This window comes from Bradyrhizobium sp. U87765 SZCCT0048, from assembly GCF_018131225.1.
Taxonomy (GTDB): domain Bacteria; phylum Pseudomonadota; class Alphaproteobacteria; order Rhizobiales; family Xanthobacteraceae; genus Bradyrhizobium_A.
On record NZ_JAFCMM010000001.1, the window covers coordinates 2,022,208 to 2,046,438 of the forward strand.

Here is a 24,231-nt window from a genome sequence, read left to right on the forward strand (position 1 = left end):
TCGGTAGATTGCGTTACATCGCGTTACATTGCGACGCATCGGGTGCGATCGCCGTGCGGCATTTCGTCCGGAATGAAATCGGTAACCACACGCCCACAAAAGGAGGCGCGCCAATGTGGTGTCAGACGACGTCGATCGTCCGAACCAGACGCAGGCCCGCGCCGTGCACGACCTGCAATGGCAGTTCGAGCCCTGCCGTCTTGAGCTTGGCGCGCAGGCGTGCGAGCGCGGCATCGAGGCGCCGGCTCTCCGGATCCTGCTCGACCTGGCTGAACAGACTGGAGATCCCGTCGCGCGACACCGTCACGCCTGGCCGTTCCGCGAGATACTCCAGCAGCACGACCTCCCGCGCCGACAGGCGGATCGAGACGCCCGGCGCAGCATGGAGCATCTGGCCCTGACGGTCGAGCCGCCACGGCACGTCCTCGGTCGTCGCGACAGGTCCAGAGGGCCCCGAATCGGCCGGCGCCGCGGCGCTCCGAACACGGCGACCGAGATTGAGGATCGCCAGCGCCAGTTCCTCGCCGTCGACCGGCTTGGTCAGATAAAGATCGGCACCGTCCTTGTAACCACGGACACGATCGTCGCGCGCCGTGCGAGCCGTGAGCATGATGATGCCCATGCCCTGCCCCACATCATCCCGCCGGGACGCGATGTCGCGCGCGAGCTCGAAACCACTGATGTCGGGCAGATTGACGTCCAGCACCGCGATGTCGTAGCGCTCCCGCGGCAGGGCCTTGTAAAACGCGATGCCGGACGCGACGTCGGTGACGTGGAAGTTCCGCAGACGCAGATACTCCGCCATGCTCTGCCGCAAGTCATGATCGTCCTCGACCAGGATGATCTTCACACCGCCGGCAGCGCCATCATCGGGTGCAGGCTGGGAAACAGGAGAAGCAGTCATGAGCGGCGCCAATCCGGGATCCGCAAAGTCTCGTTCCGCGTGCGAATCCCGATCTCAGTGAGTGACCCGATCAGCACGGGGACGCAAGAGCCATCTGCCCGCGAGACCTCGGCCGATTTGCCGCAGGCGCACGGCCGCCGAATCGTCGCGGCGCTGGCGCTGCTGATTCTCGTCGCCTTCCAAGTTTCGCTCGTCGCCGCAGCAGAACGTCAGCCCACCCGGTTGCCGGAACTGGCTGGCCAGGTCTCGATTCTCGCCGATCCGACCTCCACCCTCACATTGCAAGAGATCCTCGATCCCGCACGGCAGCTCCAGTTTCATCCGGTTCGCGGCGCCGATATCAATTTCGGCTATCTCGGCTCGGCAGTCTGGGTCAGGCTGACGCCCAAGGGAGGCGCGGCGCCGCAGGCGATCCTGTCACTGACCCCGAACTTCCTCGACGAGATCGACGTCTACACCGCCGCCCCCGGCGCGATGCCGGACGCGGGAAATTTCGTCCGCCACGAAATGGGGGATCATCGCCCGCTTCCGCGCGATGGACTGTCCGGGCTCGACAACGCCGTGCGCCTCGAGTTCAGGCCGGGCGTGCCGACCGAGGTCTACATCCGGATCTTCAACACCAACTCGTCGACGCACCTCAACCTGCAGCTCGGCTCGGTCGAGGAGCGCGGCCGCCATGCCGCAGCGATCGCCAGCATCTTCGGCATCTGGTTCGGCGGCATGGGCGCGCTTTGCATCACCCAGCTCGTCTTCTTCTATTTCGACCGCAAGGCACAGTATCCGCTGCTGGCATTCAGCACGCTCGGCATCATCCTGATCTACATGGGCAACCTCGGCTACAGCCACGTCTACCTGTTTCCGGGCAACGGCGCAGCCAACGACATTTTCATCGGGTTCAATGCGTGGGCCGGGCTCGTCGCGAGTGCACTGGCCTATTCCAGCATTCTCGATCTTCGTCACAAGGCCCCGCTGCTGCACCGTATCTACCAGCTGGCGACCGTGATGGGCCTCATCGGCATCGTGTTCGCGTTCCGCGGCGAGAACACCTTCTTCGGTCCTGTCGGGACGATTTTCAGCATCCTGATGGCGTTGATCAACATGGTGCAAGGCTTGCGGCAGATGAACGACGAAGGCGCGGCCAGCCGCCTGCGCGCAGCAGCCTTCACGGCGCTGTGCATCGGCGCCTCGCTGTCGATGACGCAGCGCCTCGGCATTTTCCTGATGCCCGACTGGACCGTCCACGGCTATGGCATCGCCGGCCTCGTGCTCACCATCCTGCTGACCGGCGCGCTCGCCATCCGGCTGCGCACCGCCGAGGTCCTCAACAGCCGCATGCGCGAAGATGCGCTGGAGACGGCCCAGGCCGCCGAGCAGGTCGCTCACCGCCGTGTCGCCGAACAGACGCGCGAACTCATCGCGGCGCGGCAAGTCGCCGAAGACGCCCTGCGCGCGGAGAAGGCGTCGCAACTTCTACAGGTCCGCTTTCTCGAGGTGATCTCGCACCAGTACCGCACGCCCCTTGCCGCCATCCGCTCCAGCATCGACAGCATCGGCCTCGCGCTCGCGCCCGACGACGTGCCGAACCGCAACCGCATCGACCGCATCCGGCGTGCCATCGCACGTCTCGTCGAGATGCTGGAAATCAATCAGGCCCGCAGCCGCCTGCAGGGACCATCGTTCCGGCCGCAGATCGTGCGCGCCAGCGCGGGACCGATCATCACCTCCGCCTTTCAGCGGGCGCGCGACCTTCTCAACGGCCCGGAGATCCACCTGTCGATGCAGCCGGACGCCGCGGCCGCCTCCATCATGGCGGACGCCGGGATGCTGGAACTGGCGATCGTCAATCTGCTGGAGAACGCGGTCAAATACACCGCGCTGAAGGGCAACACCCCGGTCGGCCTTTCCCTCGCGATCCAGGGGACGGACCTCATCATCGACGTCACCGATCGCGGCATCGGCATCCCCGCCGACGATCTCGCCGGGGTCTTCGCCAACACGACGCGCGGCTCGAACGCGGAGAGTGTCGAGGGATCCGGCCTCGGGCTGTTCCTCGTCGACAAGATCGTCCGGGCACACAACGGGCGCATTGCGATCGACAGCATCGAGAACGAGGGAACCAGCGTACGAATCACGCTGGAGACAGCGCCGGCATGACCGCGGAAACAGCGCTTGCGCGCGGTAACGGAACGTTCCGCCGCAAGATCTCGCGCCGCTGATGCGGCAGGGTCACTCTTTCCATTACATTGCGTTACATCGCGTCGCATTCGTTACATTTGATGTCTGGAGACGCCTGAACGACTCGCCCTATCCTGCCCGGACACGACACTGATTCATCCGGCGGGGGCGCCTTGGTCAAACTCTCTTCGACATGCGGCGCTTCCGCATGCTTTCTACTCGTTGGTCAGGCACTGATCGGGCCGGCGCAGGCCGACGCCAGCGGATTGCCGAGCTGGACCGGCTTCTATGTCGGCGCTCATATCGGTAACGCCGTCTCCGAAAGCACGTGGAAAGATGCCGCGGATCTTCCGCCGGTGCTCGAGCCGTTCTCGGGGTCCTTCACCGGCGGCGGCATCGTCCGCGGCGCCCAGGCCGGCTACAATCACCAGATCGGAGATCTGGTGCTCGGCATCGAGGGCGAAGGCAGCTTCGCCGATATCGACGGCGGCGCACAGTGCGCCAGGGCGCACTTCGCGTGCAACACGAAGGTCGAGGCGCTCGCCGCACTGACCGCCCGACTCGGCTACGCGTTCGGCGATTTCCTCGTCTATGGCAAGGCTGGTGGCGGCCTTGCATACGAAAAGCTGACCATGACGCCCAATCCCGGGACGCTATGGTCCGATCCCTGGCAGAGCCGTCACGTCCGCACCGGAGTGGCGCTCGGCGCCGGCGTCGAATACGCGCTGTCGTCGGCGGTCTCGGCCAAGATCGAATACAACTACCTGGGCTTCGGCAACGGCTGGCTCGATGTCGTCAACGCGGGTGGCGCCCGGGCGAACGTGGAGCTCGACCAGTCGGTCCACCTGATCAAGCTCGGCCTCAATACCAAGCTCACCGGCGCTCCACTGACCCGCTCCGTGACATCGGCTGGACTTCCGGCGCAGATCTGGAACGGGGCCTATGTCGGTGTGCACACCGGAGGCACCTGGGGAACCACCGAATGGACATCCGCGACCGGAAGTCTTGCCGCGGCGTCCAGCTTCGGATTCCCGGGAACGGGCACGATGGACGGCATGATCGCGGGCGCACAGATCGGCTTCAATCGCCAGATCGGCGCCGCGGTGTTCGGCGGCGAGATCGATGCGAGCTGGTCGAACCTTGACGGCTTCGCCAAGTGCGCCACCGGCGAGGTGAACGGCGTGACCGGCAACTTCGCCTGCCACAGTCATATCGACGCGCTGGGCACGTTCGCCGGCCGTCTCGGCTGGGCTCACGACAATTTCCTCATCTATGGCAAGGCCGGCGCGGCCTGGGCGAGCGAGCGGCTGCAGGCTGCACGCAACGATCTGCCCAATTCGTTCACGGGATCATCCCTGCGCTGGGGCTACGTGTTGGGATCCGGCGTCGAGTACGCGTTCTCTCCTGCCTGGTCCGGCAAGCTCGAATACAACTATCTCGACTTCGGAACGAAAACCGTCGACCTGACCGACCAGTTCGGCAACGCCTCGAGCGTCGGCGCTGCCCAGCGTGCCCATCTCGTCAGGATGGGCCTCAACTACCACCTCGGCGCCTCGCCACGGTCGACAGCGTTCAACGACAACCTCGCCTTCAAGTCCGCGCGGCGGCCTGGCGACTGGACCATCGAGGTCGGTACCCGCTACTGGTACAGCAACGGCCGGATGCAGAAGGATCTCTCGGATGCGACGGGGGTCGGACGGCTGAATTCCCGTCTCGTCTACAGCGGCATGGACGGCCATGCGGCCGAGAGCTTCGTGCGGCTCGATCACCGCAGCGGTCTGTTCGTGAAAGGCAATTTCGGACTGGGCTCGCTCGTCAACGGCAAGCTCAACGACGAGGACTTCACGCCCGAGAACGATCGCTATTCAAACACGGTGCATGATGTTCGCGACAGCAGTCTGCGCTACGCCAGCCTCGACATCGGTACGACGGTCGTGAACGGCAGTTCAGGATGGCTCGGCGCCTACGCCGGCTATCGCTACCTCTATCAGCGCGCCCGAGGCTTCGGCTGCACGCAGATCGGCCAGTCTCCGGACGCCTGCGGCACCCCGGCCTCGAACGAGGTGGTGGGCCTCTCCGAAACCGAGCAATGGCGCGGCGTCGCCGTCGGCCTCAACGCCCAGATCGGCCTGTCCGATCGCCTGAAGCTCGAGATCGACGCCGCCTATCTACCCTACGTCGATCACGCCACGGTCGACAACCACTGGTTCCGGCCCGACATCAATCCGGCGCCGGCGCCGGGACACGGCTGGGGCACGCAACTCGAGGCCATCCTCTCCTACGCCGTCACCGATCACTTCAACGTCGGCATCGGCGGCCGCTACTGGATGTTCACCACCACGGAAGCGGACACGCGCTTCCCTGGCTTCGCCGAGATTTCACCGCTCAAATACACCAGCGAGCGCTACGGCGGCTTCCTGCAGGCGTCCTACCGGTTCGGCGGGTCTGCGGTTCGGCGTGATGCTGCAGGTACGGAAGCTCCGGCGACCAACTGGACCGGTCCCTATATCGGCGGCCACATCGGCGCCGGCTTCGGCCGCAGCAACTGGTCCGATCCGTTTCCGCCGCCTCCGACCGGCGACCGTGTGAACGTCGGCGGCGCACTGGGCGGCGTTCAGGTCGGCGTCAATTATCAGGTCGGCCAGATCGTGGCCGGCGTCGAGATCGCCGGATCGCTCAGTCAGCTCGAGGGCACGGAAACCTGCTTCGGCGGCAACCCGCTGCCATTCGCCGGAGTCAACTGCGAGAACGCGACGCGCAATCTGGCGATGCTGACAGGACGCCTCGGCTACGCCACGGGCCAGAACCTGTTCTACGTCAAGGCGGGCGGCGTGCTGGCGCGCGAGACCTACGCGCTGAATTTCGGCGGCGTGCCGGAAGGCACGTTGACGACACGCAGCGCGACCACCCCTGGATGGATCGCCGGCGCCGGCATCGAACATGCGTTGACGTCGAACTGGTCGGTGAACGCCGAATACAAGTATCTCGACTTTGGCACCCGCTCCATCGACTTCGTCGCACCGGAACTCATGAGCGCCGTCTCGTCCGAGCCGGTCAAGACCAGTCGGCATCTGCTGACGCTCGGCGTCAACTACCGCTTCGGCCACTGAGCCGACCGATCGACACGAGGCCGGGCGCCGCGCCCGGCCTCCCGCCCCGGTCAGTGGCGCTTGAAATACTGAATATCGCGCTCGTGCTTCACGGCGGCAGCCCGCGACTTGAACGTGCCGAGATTGCGGCGCTTGCCGGTCTTCGGATCGACCTTGCGGGAGTAGAGCCTGTATTCACCACTTCCGAGCTTGCGGATCATGTCACGCCTCGCATCAAGTTGACGTCCCGCCGCGCCCCTCGCGCGCGCGGGTACCGAACGCGGCGACACGGCTATCGCCGGCGCGCCGCCCACACACCGAGCAGGAAAGCCGCGCCCGTCGCCACAAACGGGTTGGCGCGGATCATCGCGGCAAGCGAATTCGCGACCGGCTGACGCCGCACCACATGCAGGGCATGCACCAGTCGCTGCCCCGCCTCGGCGAGCTGCTCGGTCGCCTGTGCGGTTGCGAACTGAACATCGGTGACGCCATCCAGCACCCGTTCGATCAGCGGCGGCGTCTGTCCCGGGCCTTCTGCCATTGCGTGCTCCTCCTGCGGGCGGTCCTGCACCGCAGCCTCGCGCCATCCGCCATGATCGATATCAGCCTCTGTCTTGCGATCGGCCATCGCGCATCCTCCATCAGGGATGCAGGACAAACCACCGCCGGACGTTCCTGTTCCGCTGCCCCAGCAGCAACACCGGATCAGACGGCATGCGCGCACAAAAGGCGCAGATCGCGATGGATGATCGTGCAGCGGTCACGCCCCGAGCGTCAGCGCCGACCACCGACCTCGTCGATATGGCTGAGCATGTCGGCGGGATCGTCGTAGACACGCACCGCGCCGGACTGTCGCAGTTCGGCGTCGCCATAGCCGCCACTCAGCAGGCCGACGCCGAGGGCACGGCAGCGCACCGCCGCGAGCATGTCCCAGATGCTGTCGCCGACGACGACGCAGGTTTCGATCGGAACCTGCAGCCGGTCCGCCGCGGCGAGAAACAGGTCGGGGTCAGGCTTGGCATATTGAACCTGGTCCCGCGTCACGATCACCCTCTGGTGCGGATCGACGCCGAGCGCGGCGAGATTGAGCGCCGCGGTCTCCATCCGGCCGCTGGTGGCAATGGCCCATTTGATGCCGTGATCGGTCAGCCACTGCAGCAGTTCACGCGCGCCGGGGAGCGGCCGCACGGTGTGGCCATGCCGGTTATAGGCTTCGGCGTGGCGAGCACGCAGCCGTGCGATCCTGTCGGGGCTGATCTCGCCGCCGGTCTCGCGCAGCAACTGGTTGGTGAACAGCCCGCCGCTCATGCCCACCTTGCGGTGGATCCGCCACACCGAGAGCTCGATGCCCTCCTGGTCGAGGGCGTCCTTCCAGGCGAGAACATGCTGATAGACGCTATCGACCAGCGTGCCGTCGAGATCGAACAGGAACGACGTCTCGATGCGCATGCTGCACTCCTTTTCACTTCGCCCGCCGGTCGATGCCTGCGTGCGGCCGGGCAGCGCGATAGCGCAGCTGACCACAGCCACGGCCACCGCGCCACACCGGTCCACGCCTCGGCGGACCGAGACCCACGCGCCAGCAGGGTCCGCTGCCGAGATCCGCGCAGCCGATAAGGGTCGCGTTCGTCAGGATCCTGGCAATCTTTCGGCCCTAGGGTCCACCCGCCCTCCACGAGTTCCCGCGAATCCGGGGAACCGCGAGAGCGCCTCGAGTTCCGGCGTATTCCCCATCACGCCCGCCGCGGCGGCGTCATGACACAGCAGGCTGACCATTCCCGTGCCCCCTTCGCTCGCCGCCAAATCCACTGATCGCAGAGAGCGCGGCCAGCCGGGCCGGGCCACAACCTCCGGTCATGTCCTCGGCGGGGCACGTGCGCGCTGGATCCGCCACAAGCTGTCCCTGACGCCGATGGCGGTGCGCATCGCCGCGGCCATCGCGATGCTGCTGGTCCTGGCCCCCCTTGTGAACATCATCTATCAGGTGGTCCGCAAGCCGACCGAACTGTTCTTCTTTGTGGGATCGGCCCTCGACAAGGAGCCGCCGGAAACCTGGCGGTTGTACGGAGCCCGTTTCCGCACCTATTCCACAGACAACGTCACTGCGGAACTGCTGGCGGCGCTGGCGCAAACCGAGAGCACCGGCAGCCCGGTGGCGCGCACCTATTGGCGCTGGCGAGCGACCTGGAATCCGCTTGCGATCTACAAACCTGCTTCGAGCGCCGTCGGCCTGTATCAAATGACCGACCCGGCTTTCGCCGAGGCCAGCCGCTATTGCATCCGCCATCATACCGTCGTCGCCGCGGACTGCTGGTTCTCCCGTCTCTACATCCGCGCGTTGCCGAGTCACGCCACCGAGCTTGCGGCGGTGTATCTCGATCGCAATGTCGCAGGCGTGCTCGCCTCCATGCCGGGCAGCACGGCAACCCAGCAGCAGAAGCAGGATCTCGCCGCGCTCATCCATCTTTGCGGCGCCGGTCCCGCCCGCGCCTTCATGCGCCGCGGCTTTCAGCCCGCGGCCGGAGAGCGGTGCGGCGATCACCTGGTCAGCGGCTATCTTGCCAGGGTCAACGGCATGAAACGGCAGTTTTCGAGGCTCGCAGCGAACGACAAAAGCTAGCCTTCAAGGAAGAGAAGCTACTGCACTGCCCGACCAGCGCTCGATGGCCCCGTGGCCGCACTCAATGCGATCATCATGGATGATCTCCGTGCGTATATTCTGGGACTGCTTGCAGGATTTACTTAAATTACACCATCATTCGGAGGAACCCGAGATCGGCTCCACCATCACTCCAAAGTTACCGCGCTCTGTGCTAACGAATGGACTCTGTAGTTGCACGTTGGCGTTCTCGTCGGTGACCGATGGCTGCTCGCAGATTGTCGCAAGGGCAAGCCTCCACGCGGATAGCGCGGCGTCGCTGGCATGAAGAACGGTCGCTGCGGTGCGCCATCCGGTTGGCCCGGATGGGCTACTGGGAGGCGGACAGCGCCGACGCCACCGATTTCTGGATCTCACCCGAACTCGCTGCCTTCTACGAATTAGAGACAGACGACGGCTTCATCGCCATCGCCAAGGTGCGCGAGCGTTACCTGTCCGAGAGTCGCAAAATTCTGGAGGCGCACTACGCAGCCTGCTGGGCCGGCCAGCCCTATGCGGTGCAGACGAAGCTGCGCAAGCCCGACGGCACCCTGCTCGACTGCGTCGTGCATGGCGAGCCGGAATTCGACGTGCATGGCGAGGTCCGGCGCGTCTCCGGCATTGTGCGCGACATCACGCAGGAGACCTCCGCGCTGCGGCGCCTCGCGGACAGCGAGCAACGGCTCGCCGATTTTGTCAGCACCGCCTCGGACTGGTGCTGGGAGAGCGACGCCGACCATCGGCTGCTGCCCTACCCCAAGTCGCTCGCTGGAAATGCGGCCTTCCAGACCGTGGCCGCCGGCAGAAAGGCACGCTGGGAGCTGGCTTACGCGCCGGAGGACGAGGCAGCCATGGCGCGGCACCGCGCCGATATGGAGGCCCATCGCCCTTTTCGCGACTTCACCTATACGCTGATCGGCGAAGACGGGTCGCGCGTCAGCATCTGCACCAGCGGCAAGCCCATCTTCGCCGAAGATGGCTGCTTTCTCGGCTATCGCGGCACATCCAGCGACATCACCCAGCTTGAGGCGGCCAGGGCGCTGCTCGACCAGCGCACGCGCGCCCTGGAAGAAGCGCATCGGCTCGGCAAGATCGGCACCTGGAGCTACCGGCTGGACCGCGGCCGCGCAGTCTGGGCGACCGAGCTCTACCAGCTTCTCGGCTTTGAGCCCGACAGGTTCGAGCCGACCTATCAGAACATCAGGCCCTATTTCCTGGATGGTGAAGCCGATCGCTTCCGGGACATGCAGAACCGGGTGCTGCGCACATGCAGGACCGAAGCCACCGACCTGCGGATGCGGCATGCGGACGGCACGGTCCGCGATCTTGCGGTGATCTGCAAGGCGGAGATCGCGCATGACAAGGTCATCGGCATCATCGGCACCGTGCAGGACGTCACCGAACGCAAGGAAGCCGAGCGCCAGCTCGAGCAGCTCGCCTACAGCGATCCACTGACCGGCCTTGCCAACCGTGCGCTGTTCAAGCGTCAGCTGGCGAGCATGATCGAAAGCTGCGCTCGCGACGGCCAGAGCGGCGCACTGCTGCTCATCGACCTCGACCGCTTCAAGGAGGTCAACGATTCTCTCGGCCATGCCGCCGGTGACGAATTGCTGATCCATGTTGCGGCTGTGCTACGGCAGGAGTTGGGGCCGAGCCCCTTCATCGCCCGGCTCGGCGGCGACGAATTCGCCGTGCTGGCGGAGGAACGCGGCATGTCCCATGTCGCGCTGGCCGGGCTTGCCGATCGGCTCATCGCAAGGCTGTCCGGCCCGGTCAATCTCGCCGAGGGCGAGGCCTTTGTCGGCGCCACCATCGGCATCGCCCGCCTGCCGGAGCATGGCGCGACGACAGAGAGCGCCGTACGCAATGCGGACCTCGCGCTCTACATGGCCAAGGAGGCCGGGCGCGGCCGGGCGCAACTGTTTGATCCGGTCTACGCCCAGGCGGCCGATCAAAGGCTCGATCTTGGCCGCCATCTGCGCCATGCCGTGGAGACGGGCGCCCTCAAGGCCCATTACCAGCCGCAGGTGGACCTGAGGAGCGGCCGTGTCACCGGCTTCGAGGCGCTGCTGCGCTGGACCCATCCCGAGCGCGGGCCGATCTCGCCAGCGGAGTTCATCCCCATCGCCGAAAGCTCGGGGCTCATCGTCGATCTCGGCCTGTGGGTGCTGCGCGAGGCCTGCCGGCAAGGCCGCGCCTGGCTCGATGCCGGCTTGCCGGCCCGCTCGGTCTCGGTCAACGTCTCGCCGGCGCAGATCTGGAACGGAGATTTCGAGACGGCGGTTTCTGCCGTGCTGGCGGAGACCGGCTTTCCCGCGCATTTGCTGTGTCTGGAGCTGACCGAAAGCCTGTTCGTGGATCATACCGAACAGCGGATCAGCCGCACCCTCACGTCCCTGTCCGGCCTGGGCGTGCGGCTGGCGCTGGACGACTTTGGCTCAGGCTATTCCTCGCTCGGCTATCTGACGCGCCTGCCCTTCGACCTGCTGAAGGTGGACCGGGCTTTTGTGGACGGCGTCTCCAGCGCTCCGGAGAAGCGCAAACTGCTCGGCGGCATCATCGCCTTGTCGCACGGGCTCGGCATGACGGTCGTGGCGGAAGGGGCCGAGCTGCAGGCCGAAGTCGACGTGCTTCGTAGTCTCAAGTGCGACCTCGTGCAGGGGTTCGTCTTTTCTCCACCCATCGTCTCCGAGCAGGCGCCACTGGTCGCTATCGGTATCGAGCACGAAGCGGGGCGAAGCCAGCAAAGGCGAAATCGCGTCCTCGCGCAGTAGCATCTGCTCGAGCTGCCGCCGGTTTGGTGAATGCTCAATCAAGCTGATCCCATATCGCACTGGAGCAAGACCGGTTTCGTTGTCGAGCCGAACCGCGAGCGGCATCGCCGTTGGGGCAGCGGGTAAATGACAATGAGTGAACACCGCTATCGAGCCGACCCCTCTTAGCAAAAGATCGTGATATATCAGCAGTTAATGGATGGAGATTGACACGCTTCGCATCAGAGGCATTTTATAGTTGCAAACGCAGGCCAAGGTGATTTTCGGCGCCAGACAACGTAGATCGGAAGGACAACGGCAGTTATGGCACGAAAAGAGGCGAGCGATACCAGCGCAACAGAGCAGTTCGATCGAGACAGCGGCCCGAGACCCCGTGATACGACGAACCCACGCAAGGAGCTGGTTCGCGAGCAGCTGATCGACATTGCCGCAGAGCTCTTCGACAGCAGGGGCTATGCCCAGACCGGCATCAATGAAATCGCACAGGCTCTGGGTCTGGGCCGATCGGCGGTCTATCACTACTTTCGCAACAAGGAAGAAATTCTCGCCGCACTGGTCGAGTCCGAGGCGCTGACGCCGTCGCATCGGCTGCAGCAGCTGATGGCCGAGCCGGGCCTCTCGCCATCCGAACGCCTGCGCCGCGCCGTCGTCGACGGGATTGTCCGGCGGCTCTCCTCCGGCTCGCGCTTCATTCTCATTTCACGCCTGGAGATGCAGATCCCGGAAGCGCTGGGGCCCCTCTACAATCAGGGCCGGCGCGATATCTTTGAATTCTATGTCCGCTGCATAACCGACGGCATCGCCAGCGGTGAATTCCGCAACGTCGATCCCAAGATCTCGGCGTTTGCCGTCATCGGCATGGCGAACTGGACGTCGCGCTGGTACTCCCCCGCCGGCTCCAAAACGCCGATGGAGATCGGCGAGATGATCGCGGATCTTGCACTGGCGAGCCTGCGCAAGCACGACAGCGGCGGTTCACATGACCTCGGCGCGGCCCGCCAGACGATCGCTGCCTTGCGGCAACAACTCAGCGATCTGGAAAAGCTGCTGAAGTAAACTTCCGCAGGCGGCTTCTGCCACCTGCGCGATCTTGCGAGTTCAGTCGAACGTCACCCCCGTATGGGCGATGAACGCGCTATAGGTATCGAACCGGATGATGGGGTCCGCTCCCGTGTAATCGCGGATATGGTCGAGCACCGCCTGACGTGAACGACGCCACATCGGCGGCACGATCTCGAGCATCGGTCCATAGAGTGCGGGTGACCGGTAGTAGACGATGGATTGTGTCGGGCCGGCGACCTTGATCTCATAGTCACGTTCGTAACCAGCGGCCTCGATGCGCCGTGTTGCCTCGTCGTAGTCATGCACCCAGAAGCCGAGATGCTGGAGGCCCTCCCGACCCGAGGCCAGAAAATCCAGGTAGGGCGAGGATGCATTGTTGGTCTGTTCGATCAATTCGATCTGGACATCCCCCATATAGGCGAACGCCAGCCTCAGCTCCACCGAGACGCCCTGGCCGCGATGATAGGTGACGCCGACCGGCTGGCTGACGCCACGTTCCATGAAGATGAACGGGCCGACACCGAATACATCGATCCAATGCTTCATGGCGGCTTCGATATCCCGAACAACGAAGCCCAACTGGGTTGCCGGCCCGAGGATGGGCTTGAGCCCCGCCTGGATGTCGTTGCCTGCGTTCACCATCGCTCGCCTCCTGGCCTGGCCGCGTCAGTTAAAGATTTCGAAAAGGCCGGCCGCGCCCATCCCGCCACCGACACACATGGTGACGACGCCGTATTTCACGCCACGACGGCGCCCTTCGATCAGCAAATGCCCGCAGGTGCGCGCCCCCGTCATGCCGAATGGATGGCCGACCGCGATGGCGCCGCCATTGACATTGAGCTTCTCCGGATCGATGCCGAGCTTGTCGCGGCAATAGATGGCTTGGCTCGCAAAGGCCTCGTTGAGTTCCCAGAGGCCGATGTCGGCGGTTTTCAGCCCGTGGGTTTGCAGAAGCTTCGGCACAGCCAGGACCGGGCCGATGCCCATCTCTTCCGGCGCACACCCCGCGACGGCCATCCCACGATAGGCGCCAAGCGGCTTGAGTCCGAGGCTTTCAGCACGCTTCCGCTCCATCAGAACCAAGGCCGCCGCACCGTCGGAGAGCTGCGAGGAATTACCGGCCGTGATGGATTCGCCGAGCTTGATGACTTCGCCGTCGGCAAAGACCGGCTTGAGCTTTGCCAGACCCGCAAGGTCCGTGTCGGCACGAAACCCCTCGTCGTGGGTCAATACGACATCCTGATAGCTCGTCTCATTGGTCGCCTTGTCGACGACCGTCTTGCGAGAGGCCATCGGCACGATCTCGTCATCGAACCGGCCGGCCTGATGCGCCGCGGCGGTACGCAATTGGCTCGCCAGCGCGAATTCGTCCTGCGCCTCCCGGCTGACGCCATACTTTCGGGCGACGATCTCCGCCGTTTCGATCATCGTCATGTACATATGACGCCATTTCTCGGTGACCGTCACGGAACGGGCGCGATAGCTGTTCTTGTGCTTGTTCTGCGTCAGGCTGATCGACTCGACGCCGCCGGCAACTACGGTGTCCATACCGTCAACGATGATCTGCTTGGCGGCGATCGACACGGCCATCAGTCCCGAGGAGCACATCCGATCGATCGTCATCCCTGCCACACTGTCCGGCAGGCCCGCAGCGGCCGCGGTCAGGCGCGCGATGTTGTAGCCTTGCGTGCCCTGCTGGGCAGAGCAGCCGAGAACCACATCGTCGACGGCATCCGCCTCGACGCCGGCCCGCTTGACCGCCTCATGAACCGCATGACCGGACAGCGCCGGCGCTTCGGTGTCGTTGAACGCGCCGCGAAAGGCCTTTCCAATCGGCGTGCGGGCAACAGAAACGATAACGGCTTCACGCAAGGGATTGCTCCGGACTTGTTGTGCTGCGGCAGGGGTCCGGAAAAAACGGGCACTCTCGCCCCTTCGAACTCTCCAGAACCCACGGCTTTCAACGAAGGTGTTACAGGCCAGCGACGGGCAGACATCGTCTGAAAAGACTAACGCCCCCGGCTGCGGCGCGGGCCGCAATCGGGTCAGACGTGATAGCCACCGTCGACATTGATCACTTCACCGGTGACGAACCCCGCGCGGCTCGACGCCAGAAATGAGACCGCCTCAGCCACGTCGATCGCCTTGCCGTTGCGACGCAGCGGCGTGTTCAAGGCGGCAGCCTGGCCATATTTCTCATCGATATAGCCGAGCCTGGTCAGTTCCGCATGCTGTCCTGCCTCGATAATGCCAAGTGCGACACCATTGGCGCGAATGCCGTAGCGGCCCTCTTCCTTCGCGACGCCCTTCATCAGCGCATACACCGCGGATTTGGGAACGACCGATAATCCATCCGCGGCGGCGTAGCGAGACTGCGCGGCACTCTGGCAGGCGACAATCGCCCCCCTCGTCTTCCGCAGATGGGGAATCGCGTAGTGCACGACGTTGAAGAACCCGAACGCGTCCTGCATCAGATGCTTGCGCATCTGCTCGGGTTCGATCTTGCTGAGATGAATGAGCGGCACCAGGGGACCTGCCGCATAGACGACGGTATGGATACCGCCATTGGTCCCGGCAGCACTATCGATGAAGACACGCGTTGCCTCGGCATCCTCGATGTTGAGCTTGTGGATCGACGCCTTGCGCCCCTCGCCGCGCACGGCCGCAGCAGCCGCTTCGGCGTTGGCTTCATTGCTGTGGTAGGTCAGCACCACGTTGCAGCCGTCGCGCGCCAGAACCCGGCATATCTCGGCCCCAACACCGCCGCTGCCGCCGATGACAATGGCCGTCCCGTCAGATGGAAACAGACCTTGCGTCCCGCTCACAACGCCCTCCTCACGATTTCATCGCCAGTTCGGCATATTGCCAACCAAGTTCGGCCACCGGCCGCGCGAGCGCTCCGGCTTCGCGCGCATGCGGGCTCAAGGCTGTGCCCTCGACAACGCGCTTCATGATGCCCTGTCGAATGCCCGCGACACGAAACAGGCTGTAGGCGAGGTATGTGTACCAATCCCGGTCGGAGACGCCCTCCTGACCGGAGGCCCTGAGGTAAGCATCGCGATAGTGACGCTCATCGGGAATGCCGAGTTCAGCGATATCGAGGTCGCCAAGGCCGCGATAGGGCTTGTTCGGCAACCGCCACGTCAGCATGTGATAGGCGAAATCGGCCATCGGCTCGCCAAGCGTCGACAACTCCCAGTCGACGAGTGCCAGAACGCGCGGCTCAGTCGGATGGAACAACATGTTGTCGATCCGAAAATCGCCATGCATCAGCGACGTCCGGCGCCCGGGAGGGATATTGCCCGGCAGCCATTCGATCAAGCGATCCATCGCGTCGATCGTCCCGGTTTCCGATGCCCGATATTGCGTCGTCCAGCGCGCGACCTGGCGCCTGACGTAATCGCCCGGCTTGCCGAAGCTTTCCAGGCCAACCGCCTTGTAGTCGGTATTGTGGAGAACCGCGGCCACGCGATTCATTTCCATGTAGATCGCGCGACGCTCCGCAGCCGATTGCTCCGGCAGCGACGGCGCCCAGAACGATCGGCCCACGACATAATCCATCACATAGAACATCGTGCCGACGACGCTCTCGTCCTCGCAGAGCAAGCGAGCCCGCGCCACCGGCACATCCGTGTCCCGCAAGGCGGTGATGACGCGGAATTCCCTGTCGACGGCATGCGCTGACGGCAACAGCTTGCCATCCGGCTTCTTGCGCAGCACCAATCCTGGCTTGCCGTCAAACCTCAGGAGCATCGTGGGATTCGATTGCCCGCCGCGAAAGCGCTCGATCGACAGCTCGCCTTCGCAGCCGTCCATGTTCGCCCTCAGATAGCGGTGCAGCCGAGCGCTATCGATGGGGCTCCCCGCAGGCAGCGGCTCGGTGCCGACAAACCGGCTGGCATCCATGACGCGCTCCCTGCTCAGCCGATCTCGGCGTATTTCGCAAGTTCAAGACGCCCGATCTGGTTGCGATGTACTTCATCGGGACCGTCAGCGAAGCGGATCTTGCGGGCATGCGCATAGTAGTTGGCGAGGACGAAGTCCTGCGACACCCCGGCCGCGCCGTGCGCCTGGATGGCCCAATCGATCACCTTGCAGGCCATGTTGGGGGCCGCGACCTTGATCATCGCGATCTCGGCCCGAGCGGCCTTGCTCCCGACCGTGTCCATCATATGCGCCGCCCGATGCGTGAGCAGCCGCGCCTGGTCGATCAGGATGCGTGATTCCGCGATGCGCTCCAGCGTCACCGACTGCTCCGCAATCGGGCGGCCGAAGCTGACACGCTTCTTGACGCGCCGGCACATCAGTTCGAGGCATCGTTCGGCAAGCCCGATCAGGCGCATGCAGTGATGTATGCGTCCCGGGCCAAGGCGCCCTTGTGCGATCTCGAAGCCGCGCCCCTCGCCCAGCAGAATATTGGATACCGGGACGCGAACGTTCTCGAACGTCATGTCCATGTGGCCGTGCGGTGCATCATCATAGCCGAACACAGTCATTGGGCGCACAACAGTGATGCCAGCGGTCTTCAATGGCACCAGGATCATCGACTGCTGCAGATGCTTCGCGGCGGTCGGATCGGTCTTGCCCATGAAGATCAGGACATCGCAATGCGAATCGCCGACGCGCGAGATCCACCATTTGCGGCCATTGATGACGTACTCGTCGCCATCGCGAACGATGGAACTCTGAATATTGGTTGCATCACTGGACGCGACATCCGGCTCCGTCATGGCAAAGGCGGATCGCTTCGATCCATCGAGCAGACCGGGTAGCCATCGCGCCTTCTGCTCCTCGGAGCCGTAACGTTCGATCGTCTCGATGTTGCCGGTGTCGGGCGCCGAGCAGTTGAACACCTGGGAGGAGAAATGAACGCGACCCATCACTTCGCAGAATGGCGCGTATTCGGCGTTGGTCAGGCCAGTGGCATGGGTGGATTTCGACAGGAACAGATTCCACAGCCCGGCCGACTTCGCCCTGGTTTTCAACTCCGCGAGGATTGGCGGGTGGCCCCAACGATCGGCAGCGACCTCGTCATGATAGCGACGCTCGTTGGGATAGACGTGTTCGTCCATGAACGCGTTGAGACGTCCGAGCAGATCCCTTGTCCTTGTACTATATTCGAAGTCCATCATTCATCCTTCGCCGAAATTCAGGGAGAGGCTGGCGAAAACTGGCCGCCGGCCTCATTCGCGTCATGCGGCGCGGATGCCGGGAGGATTGCCCTTGAGGACGGTGGCGCGAATATTGTGCGGGTCAAGCCTGCCGATAATGGTAAGCTGTTCGCTGGTCGGTGCGGGCGTGGTCGTCATGGCGGCAGCCCGCAGAACCGGGAAGCCGGTCGCCGCCTGAACCTGCTCAAAGGTCACCCCCGGATGCAGGGACAGGACCTGCGCCGCGTGGTCGCGGCCGTTGAAGTCCAACACGCAGAGGTCGGTCACCACGATGCCGAGTTTGACATCGGCGGGCTTGGCGCCTGCGGGCCAGTTCTTCTCATTGTAGCCGACGCTCGCGACCACATCGACCTCGCCTTCGACAAAGGCGCGTTTGGTGTGGTTCGGCATGAACATCGAATTCTTGTGGCAGATGCTGTTGCCCGGGAAACCGCGCACGCCCAGCATCGCGACCTTGGGCTTGTCGAAACTGCCGCCGAGCGCGGAAATGTTACCCTGCCCGTACCGATCCAGCTGGACCGGCGTCACCATGGCGTGGCGGCGGCCGCTCCAGACGCTGTCAAACACGCGGCCATATGGCATCCAGCCCGAGAACTTTGGCGCGTAGTCGCCGCGAGGTCCGAGCGGAACCGGGTCCTCGACGAGATAGGCTTCTCCGTCGGTCATCATGAGGCCTGGCGCGAAGGTGAGCTTGGCGAGCCCCGCCGCCAGACGCGGCAAGGGGCCAATCCCCGTGGCCAGCACCTCGCCGTCGCCATGCCACGCTTGCGCGCATGCCGCGATGATCAGTTCAGCCAGCGTGAAGTCGTTTACAGCGGTCATCTCGTATCCGATCAGAAAATGGGGAGCGGCAGGGCGCGGATCTTGGCTTCACCTCCAACACGCGAGGTGTAGCCGGCCTCGCCCCCCTCGACGTATTGGTCGAAATAGCGCTGCCAGCCGCCGTCCTCGCCAGCCGAAGCGGCATAGGCCCTGAAGTGATCCATGTCCCAGCCATACGCATCATGCGACGCGGTCGGATGGGCGCCGAGCGGCGCCTGGACCACGCCGGTGACCAGACAGCGCTCAAACAGGTTTTGCTTGGCCAGGTGCGAATATTCAGCGTCGATGCGATCGACCAGCACCTCGGTCGTGACGAACACCTTGCCGGCGGCACGGGCGAACAGCGCATCGAAGAAGGGATCGGGACCATCGGTCTGGGTATTCCCCAGGCGATCGGCCCGGCTCGTGTGGATCAGTGCCACGTCGAGCTTGATCGCCGGCATGGCCAGCAGCACCGTGCCATCCTGGTAGGGTGACGTGACGGTCTTGAAATCAGGATTATACTTCATCACGTCCGAGCCGAGGCCGACACGGGTCGCCGCGAAAGGGAGATTGTGACCGGCAGCCTGCAAACCAAGCTGAAGCAGGCCCTCATCGAGTTCGCTGACCTGCACTACGCCGGCCTCGCGCGCCTTGCGGAAGTACGGCTCAATCGGCATCGCATCAAGCGACACGAAGCCGTAAACCAGCTTCTTCACCTTGCCGGCCGCACAGAGCATACCGACTTCCGGGCCGCCATAGGCAACGATCGTCAGGTCCCGGAGATCAGAACGGAGAATCTCCCGGATCAACGCCATGGGCTTGCGCCGCGGACCCCAGCCCGCCACACCAATCGTCATACCGTCGCGCAACTGGCCGACGACCGACTTCAGGTCCATTTCCTTGTTCATAGCCAACTCATTCCGTTCTTCATTCTGTTCCGGTATGGCCGGGGACGACGGCATCAGCCGTAGAAACCCCGTCCCTCTGCAACCAGCCGCTCGATGAGAGGTGCCGGCTTGAAAAATGGCTCACCAACAAGCTCGCTGTACTTATCGAGAGCCTCCTTGACCCTGGGCAAACCGACCGCATCGGCATAGAACATCGGCCCTCCGAGATAGGTCGGGAAGCCGAAGCCATTGGTCCAGATGACATCAATGTCACCGGGCCTTGCCGCCCCGCCCTCCTCGAGGATCTTGGCCGCCTCATTGACCATGGCGTAAAGACAGCGTTCGAGGATCTCTTCGTCGGTGATGGCGCGGGCCGCGAGACCGTACTCGCTGCGATACGCCTCAAGCAGCATATCGACCTCCGGCGCATGTGAAGGCTTGCGGCTCTCGTCATAGGCATAATAGCCTGCGCTCGACTTCTGCCCGAGGCGGCCCGCGGCAACCAGCCGGTCAACGATATTGCAGCGCTGTTCGCGGGGGGACATACGGGCAACACGCGCCGCGCGCGCCGCGGCCATGATATCCATGCCCGCAAGATCGGCGAGCGCGAACGGACCGATCGGAAAGCCGAATGCGGTCAACACGCGATCGACCTGTTGGGGTGTAGCGCCATCCTCGAGCAGAAATTGCGCCTCGCGTGTCCGCTTCGACAGCATGCGGTTGGCGATGAAGCCTTCCGAACGGCCTGCCATGACCGGCACCTTGCCAAGACGCTTGCCGAGCGCGGTCGTGGTCGCCAGCACATCGGGAGCCGTCTTCAGCGCCCGCACATTCTCGAGCAGCTTCATGACATGCGCGGGATTGAAGAAATGCATGCCCGCAACGCGGCTCGGATCGGCACTCGACGCCGCCAGTTCCTCGATGTCCAGGAACGAGGTATTGGTCGCAATAATGGCATCCTTCCGCAGCACTGCATCGAGCCTGGCAAAGATATCTTTCTTGACGTTCAGTTCCTCGGTCACGGCCTCGATCACCAGATCGACGTCAGCAACGGCTTCATACGACGTTGCCGTGGTCAGCAGCGCCATGCGGCGCTCCATCTCATCCGCCGTGATGCCGCCCCGCTTGACGTTGGCCTCATGAATCTTCCGGATCGCCTTGACAGCGGACGCCAGGCTGTCGTCGCTGCGACCGATGAGGATGACCGGAATTCCGGCATTCTGGAAGCAGCAGGCAATGCCGCGGCCCATCGTACCCGGGCCCACAATGGCGACCCGACGCACATCGCGCGGTCGCAAGTCGGCGCCAACGCCAGCGACATTGAGAGCTTCGCGCTCGGCAGCGAAAATATGACGCAGCGCCCGGGATTGCGGGGAGACGAGCAGGTCCTTGCAGACCTTGTATTCGGATGCGATCGCCTCGGCGAACGGCGTCTCGGTGACCATCTTCATGAGATCGACAGCCACCAGAGGCGCCCTGAAACCCTTGTACTTCTTCGACAGCATTGCGCGGCTCGTGTCGAACACCGCCGGGTCGAAGCCTGGCACGGGCAGCGCACTGACGCGGCAAACCTTGGCGCCTTCGGCAACCAGCTTCTCAGTGAAGGAGATCGCAGCCGCCTCAAGATCCTCGCTGACGACTGCGTCGATTAGTCCCTTGTCACAGGCGTCACGCGCCGAGATCTGCCCGCCTTCACTGATCATCGTCAGCGCCGGCGCGACACCGATCAGACGCGGCAGGCGCACGGACCCACCCGATCCCGGCAGAATGCCGAGCTTGACCTCGGGAAAGCCCACGCGGGCTTGATCCAGCGCAATACGATAGCTGCATGCGAGCGCCACTTCGAGCCCGCCCCCCAGCGCCGTTCCGTGAATCGCCGCCACGATCGGCTTCGTCGCCGCATCAAGCCGCTCGATCACCTCGCCCAGGAGCGGCGCCTGCATCGGCCGCTTGAATTCATGGATATCGGCGCCAGCAATGAAGGTACGCCCCTTGCAGATGATGACCATGGCCCGGGCATCAGCGTCGCTCTCGAGCGCGTTGACAGCCTCGAGCAGGCCGGCCCGCACCGAATGGGACAGCGCGTTGACCGGTGGATTGTCGATGGTGACGACGAGAAGACTGCCGCGTTTTGCGACCGACACAGTCTGTGTATCGAGTTTTTTCATGCTGACATACATTCCGTGGTGTGATCGACAGTGCCGGTGGTGATAACGACCTTGCCCTGAACGGCACGGGTCATCACCACATCGAGCGCATCATCCCAACGCTCGAGCGGATACGCGGCAGAGATATGCGGCTTGAGCTGGCCCTTGGCGTACCAGCTCATCAGCTCGGCGACATTGGCCGCATTTTTCGCCGGCTCCGATCGCGCATAGGCGCCCCAGAACACCCCGATCATTGCCGATTGCTTGAGCAGCAGAAGGTTGAGCGCAATCCTGGGAATATCACCGGCCGCGAACCCGATCACGAGGTGACGGCCGAACTGCGCCAGAGAGCGCACGGCAGCTTCCGTCAGGCTGCCGCCCACCGGGTCATAGACGACATCAACGCCCCGTCCGCGGGTGAGATCCTTGACACGTTTGCGCAAGTCGTCAGTGCCGTAGTTGATGGTCTCATCAGCGCCGTACGTGCGGCACAGCGCTAGCTTGTCGTCTGTCGATGCTGCTGCGATCACGCGAGCGCCCATCAGCTTGCCGAGCTCGACGGCCCCGAGGCCAACGCCGCCCGCGGCGCCGAGCACCAGCAGCGTTTCTCCCGGCTTGATCTGAGCACGGTCCTTCAGCGCGTGATACGAGGTGGAATAGGTGATGAGAAAGCCGGCCGCCCCGACCGCGCCGACGCCCGCGGGAATCGGGAACACCCGCGATGCATCGACCGCGACCTGTTCGCCATACCCGCCGATACCGGTGAAGGCCAGAACGCGCATCCCGCCATTCAGCCCTACGACACCGGCGCCCACGGAGGCGACAGTTCCGGCGACCTCGCTGCCCGGCGTGAACGGGAGTTCGGGTGTGGTCTGATACTGCCCCTCAACCATCAGGCCATCAAAGAAGTTGACACCGCAGGCCTCCGTGCGGATCACGACTTGCCCGGCCAGCGCCACCGGTTCCGCAACATCCTCGATCCTGAGCCCCGCCCGGGGAGCAAAGGCCCTGCAAACAACTGCTTTCATTCCGGCGCGGCCCTCTACCCGTCATGCGCACGATTGGCGTCTTGAGATCCCATCAAGAAATGCGCCAGCGGTACGCCCCGAACATCGTCTGATGGGACTATGGCAGCGGGACTTCGCGCCGGTTTCGCGGGCCGTTGGCAACAGGGGGACCTTCACTCCGGACCGGAGCGATCGTTACGGCCAACCAGCCGAAAGTGAATGGCTCATGCCCGCGGGATGGATCTGGAACGCAGCTCGCCTGACGGCAACGACCACCGCTCCCCGAGCATGGCGCGGCGTTGATCCCGATCGTCGTCACGCCGGCATTTGGGCGCCCACGGCATGCGCACTGCGCTCTTGCGCCGCTGAATCTTGTCAACAGTCGAAGGCCTCGTTCTGGCCACACTCAAACCTGGGAAGCTGGACAGGCTGTCTGCCCGCTCGATGATTTCCCCGTCTCCAACGATTTCTGGTCACCCAGTATCACGGCGCTGTTGAGCACCAGCCGCACCAGTTCGGTCTGACGCGTAATGCCACTCTTGGAGAAGATCGACCGGAGATGGGCGCGCGCGGTGTTACGGCTGATGTCGAGTGAGATCGCGGCGTCTTCCAATGAGAGACCCGCAGCAAGCCCTCGGGTCACCGCCGCTTCCGCGGGCGTCAGGTCGAACATCTGGCGAACAAATTCACTTTCGACATCCGGCGCCATGTCACAATCACGGATGTAGATGACGACTGAAATCGTTTTGTCGACGCCCGACGTCACAGGGCGAATCATCACGCCCAGGGTGCGTGAGCCCGAGCGCTTGGTGAATGACAGGCCGCGCGACGATTCGAGGTCTCCGACAGCTGTTCTTTGCGTAGCGGCCTTGATCGCCTTCTGCAGCTCCCTGTCCTCGAGGCTGTTGACCGCGCACAACTTGCCGGCCTGAATCAGCAGGCCATCACGGCGGCTCAGGATGCGTTCCGCCAGCCTCGAGGTGCGGATCACCCTGCAGCTCTGATCAATCATGACGAAGCCGACATTCAGCTTGTCGAGCACGTCCAGATAGAGTGTTCGCTCGAACGTGTTGCTGTCGATGCGGCTGGCGACCTCCAGCCCGTGCGCCACCTGCGTCACGAGGATTTGCGCGATCGCTTCCTCCTCTGCATCGAACTCCGGCTCCGCGCGGTCACGATAGATCCACAGCGTATATCGCACCGCGCCATCCAGCGCCGTTCCGCACGAGGCCATACCATGGCATCGGCTGGCGAGGACTTCATGCTCGATGTCGTGGTCGCAGGATGGTTCGAGGACATCCCGCATGGCGGCCACATCACCAGCATGCTCCCTGATCACCAGGACGGTCGGCTCGTCCGGGTGCCCGCGCCGCTCGACATGAAGCGCAGCGGCGCAGGCATTAAACTGAGCCCGGATGACATCCAGCGTAGCGGCAAGCGGCGCGCCTTCCAGCACGCCCCTCGACACCGTATTCAGAAATTGACCAAACGCGATGGCTGACCTCGAAGGCAACGCCATGAGCATCCTCCCTGCGCATCCTTCCGGACCGATCGGCCGCGATCGACATTCAAT

19 protein-coding genes are annotated in these 24,231 nt (G+C 64.0%); 5 read left to right on the plus strand and 14 right to left on the minus strand.

Going from position 1 to position 24,231, the window contains the following annotated elements; translation table 11 throughout:
* Positions 1-121: 121 nt before the first annotated feature.
* The gene (locus tag JQ639_RS35805) at positions 122-904 is read right to left on the minus strand and encodes a response regulator transcription factor (protein WP_211965754.1); all 783 of its coding nucleotides are present in this window, start codon (positions 902-904) and stop codon (positions 122-124) included.
* Here JQ639_RS35805 and JQ639_RS08880 point away from each other — a divergent pair.
* A complete protein-coding gene (locus tag JQ639_RS08880; protein ID WP_249123023.1) occupies positions 821-3,058 on the plus strand; it encodes a sensor histidine kinase in 2,238 nt (745 codons plus the stop codon). The two genes, JQ639_RS35805 and JQ639_RS08880, sit on opposite strands and share 84 nt — an antisense overlap.
* Positions 3,059-3,345: 287 nt before the next feature.
* Positions 3,346-6,189 carry an outer membrane protein gene (locus tag JQ639_RS08885; RefSeq protein WP_211965756.1) on the plus strand — a complete coding sequence of 948 codons (2,844 nt, stop codon included), beginning with the start codon at positions 3,346-3,348 and terminating at the stop codon, positions 6,187-6,189.
* 50 nt (positions 6,190-6,239) lie between these two features.
* Here the strand turns inward: JQ639_RS08885 and JQ639_RS08890 are convergent, their stop codons facing one another.
* The 3 genes from JQ639_RS08890 to JQ639_RS08900 all read right to left on the minus strand — a co-directional run bounded on the left by JQ639_RS08890 (position 6,240) and on the right by JQ639_RS08900 (position 7,617).
* A complete protein-coding gene (locus tag JQ639_RS08890) occupies positions 6,240-6,389 on the minus strand; it encodes a hypothetical protein (RefSeq protein ID WP_211965757.1) in 150 nt (49 codons plus the stop codon).
* Between the two features lie 71 nt (positions 6,390-6,460).
* Positions 6,461-6,796, minus strand: coding sequence for a hypothetical protein (locus JQ639_RS08895; RefSeq protein ID WP_211965758.1), 336 nt, complete (start codon positions 6,794-6,796; stop codon positions 6,461-6,463).
* Between the two features lie 146 nt (positions 6,797-6,942).
* Positions 6,943-7,617 (minus strand): HAD family hydrolase, encoded by a 675-nt coding sequence (locus JQ639_RS08900; RefSeq protein WP_211965759.1) that lies wholly within the window; start codon positions 7,615-7,617, stop codon positions 6,943-6,945.
* A 463-nt stretch (positions 7,618-8,080) separates the two neighbouring features.
* On the opposite strand from JQ639_RS08900, the gene JQ639_RS08905 reads away from it, so the two are divergent.
* The 3 genes from JQ639_RS08905 to JQ639_RS08915 all read left to right on the plus strand — a co-directional run bounded on the left by JQ639_RS08905 (position 8,081) and on the right by JQ639_RS08915 (position 12,636).
* Positions 8,081-8,788, plus strand: coding sequence for a transglycosylase SLT domain-containing protein (locus tag JQ639_RS08905; protein WP_249123098.1), 708 nt, complete (start codon positions 8,081-8,083; stop codon positions 8,786-8,788).
* Positions 8,789-9,132: 344 nt separating this feature from the next.
* Positions 9,133-11,580, plus strand: coding sequence for an EAL domain-containing protein (locus tag JQ639_RS08910; RefSeq protein ID WP_249123024.1), 2,448 nt, complete (start codon positions 9,133-9,135; stop codon positions 11,578-11,580).
* Between the two features lie 303 nt (positions 11,581-11,883).
* Positions 11,884-12,636: a TetR/AcrR family transcriptional regulator gene (locus JQ639_RS08915; protein WP_211965761.1), complete on the plus strand. Its 753-nt coding sequence runs from the start codon at positions 11,884-11,886 to the stop codon at positions 12,634-12,636.
* Between the two features lie 42 nt (positions 12,637-12,678).
* Here JQ639_RS08915 and JQ639_RS08920 read toward each other — a convergent pair whose 3' ends face one another.
* From JQ639_RS08920 to JQ639_RS08965, 10 genes are all read right to left on the minus strand, one after another.
* Positions 12,679-13,284, minus strand: a complete 606-nt coding sequence (locus JQ639_RS08920) for a VOC family protein (RefSeq protein ID WP_211965762.1) — start codon at positions 13,282-13,284, stop codon at positions 12,679-12,681.
* A 24-nt stretch (positions 13,285-13,308) separates the two neighbouring features.
* Positions 13,309-14,514 (minus strand): acetyl-CoA C-acyltransferase, encoded by a 1,206-nt coding sequence (locus JQ639_RS08925; RefSeq protein ID WP_211965763.1) that lies wholly within the window; start codon positions 14,512-14,514, stop codon positions 13,309-13,311.
* Positions 14,515-14,687: 173 nt separating this feature from the next.
* The gene (locus tag JQ639_RS08930; protein ID WP_211965764.1) at positions 14,688-15,467 is read right to left on the minus strand and encodes an SDR family NAD(P)-dependent oxidoreductase; all 780 of its coding nucleotides are present in this window, start codon (positions 15,465-15,467) and stop codon (positions 14,688-14,690) included.
* A 10-nt stretch (positions 15,468-15,477) separates the two neighbouring features.
* Positions 15,478-16,548 (minus strand): phosphotransferase family protein, encoded by a 1,071-nt coding sequence (locus JQ639_RS08935; RefSeq protein WP_211965765.1) that lies wholly within the window; start codon positions 16,546-16,548, stop codon positions 15,478-15,480.
* Positions 16,549-16,562: 14 nt separating this feature from the next.
* Positions 16,563-17,771: an acyl-CoA dehydrogenase family protein gene (locus tag JQ639_RS08940; RefSeq protein ID WP_211966535.1), complete on the minus strand. Its 1,209-nt coding sequence runs from the start codon at positions 17,769-17,771 to the stop codon at positions 16,563-16,565.
* Positions 17,772-17,834: 63 nt separating this feature from the next.
* Positions 17,835-18,635 carry a CoA-transferase subunit beta gene (locus tag JQ639_RS08945; RefSeq protein ID WP_211965766.1) on the minus strand — a complete coding sequence of 267 codons (801 nt, stop codon included), beginning with the start codon at positions 18,633-18,635 and terminating at the stop codon, positions 17,835-17,837.
* Positions 18,636-18,646: 11 nt separating this feature from the next.
* Positions 18,647-19,525, minus strand: a complete 879-nt coding sequence (locus JQ639_RS08950) for a CoA transferase subunit A (RefSeq protein WP_211965767.1) — start codon at positions 19,523-19,525, stop codon at positions 18,647-18,649.
* 53 nt (positions 19,526-19,578) lie between these two features.
* The gene (locus tag JQ639_RS08955) at positions 19,579-21,672 is read right to left on the minus strand and encodes a 3-hydroxyacyl-CoA dehydrogenase NAD-binding domain-containing protein (RefSeq protein WP_211965768.1); all 2,094 of its coding nucleotides are present in this window, start codon (positions 21,670-21,672) and stop codon (positions 19,579-19,581) included.
* The gene (locus JQ639_RS08960; RefSeq protein WP_211965769.1) at positions 21,669-22,679 is read right to left on the minus strand and encodes an NADPH:quinone oxidoreductase family protein; all 1,011 of its coding nucleotides are present in this window, start codon (positions 22,677-22,679) and stop codon (positions 21,669-21,671) included. Before JQ639_RS08960 ends, JQ639_RS08955 begins: the two co-directional genes overlap by 4 nt.
* 385 nt (positions 22,680-23,064) lie before the next feature.
* On the minus strand, positions 23,065-24,177 hold the full coding sequence (locus JQ639_RS08965) for a helix-turn-helix transcriptional regulator (RefSeq protein WP_211965770.1): 1,113 nt from the start codon (positions 24,175-24,177) through the stop codon (positions 23,065-23,067).
* Positions 24,178-24,231: the final 54 nt, after the last annotated feature.

Excerpts from the sequence above, each read along its gene's own strand:
- JQ639_RS35805 (WP_211965754.1), bottom strand. The coding sequence starts at position 904 with ATGACTGCTTCTCCTGTTTCCCAGCCTGCACCCGATGATGGCGCTGCC.
- JQ639_RS08900 (WP_211965759.1), bottom strand. The coding sequence starts at position 7,617 with ATGCGCATCGAGACGTCGTTCCTGTTCGATCTCGACGGCACGCTGGTC.
- JQ639_RS08890 (WP_211965757.1), bottom strand. The coding sequence starts at position 6,389 with ATGATCCGCAAGCTCGGAAGTGGTGAATACAGGCTCTACTCCCGCAAG.
- JQ639_RS08940 (WP_211966535.1), bottom strand. The coding sequence starts at position 17,771 with ATGGACTTCGAATATAGTACAAGGACAAGGGATCTGCTCGGACGTCTC.
- JQ639_RS08955 (WP_211965768.1), bottom strand. The coding sequence starts at position 21,672 with ATGAAAAAACTCGATACACAGACTGTGTCGGTCGCAAAACGCGGCAGT.
- JQ639_RS08895 (WP_211965758.1), bottom strand. The coding sequence starts at position 6,796 with ATGGCCGATCGCAAGACAGAGGCTGATATCGATCATGGCGGATGGCGC.
- JQ639_RS08950 (WP_211965767.1), bottom strand. The coding sequence starts at position 19,525 with ATGAACAAGGAAATGGACCTGAAGTCGGTCGTCGGCCAGTTGCGCGAC.
- JQ639_RS08880 (WP_249123023.1), top strand. The coding sequence starts at position 821 with ATGATCGTCCTCGACCAGGATGATCTTCACACCGCCGGCAGCGCCATC.
- JQ639_RS08910 (WP_249123024.1), top strand. The coding sequence starts at position 9,133 with ATGGGCTACTGGGAGGCGGACAGCGCCGACGCCACCGATTTCTGGATC.
- JQ639_RS08920 (WP_211965762.1), bottom strand. The coding sequence starts at position 13,284 with ATGGTGAACGCAGGCAACGACATCCAGGCGGGGCTCAAGCCCATCCTC.
- JQ639_RS08960 (WP_211965769.1), bottom strand. The coding sequence starts at position 22,679 with ATGAAAGCAGTTGTTTGCAGGGCCTTTGCTCCCCGGGCGGGGCTCAGG.
- JQ639_RS08905 (WP_249123098.1), top strand. The coding sequence starts at position 8,081 with ATGGCGGTGCGCATCGCCGCGGCCATCGCGATGCTGCTGGTCCTGGCC.
- JQ639_RS08935 (WP_211965765.1), bottom strand. The coding sequence starts at position 16,548 with ATGGATGCCAGCCGGTTTGTCGGCACCGAGCCGCTGCCTGCGGGGAGC.
- JQ639_RS08965 (WP_211965770.1), bottom strand. The coding sequence starts at position 24,177 with ATGGCGTTGCCTTCGAGGTCAGCCATCGCGTTTGGTCAATTTCTGAAT.
- JQ639_RS08915 (WP_211965761.1), top strand. The coding sequence starts at position 11,884 with ATGGCACGAAAAGAGGCGAGCGATACCAGCGCAACAGAGCAGTTCGAT.
- JQ639_RS08945 (WP_211965766.1), bottom strand. The coding sequence starts at position 18,635 with ATGACCGCTGTAAACGACTTCACGCTGGCTGAACTGATCATCGCGGCA.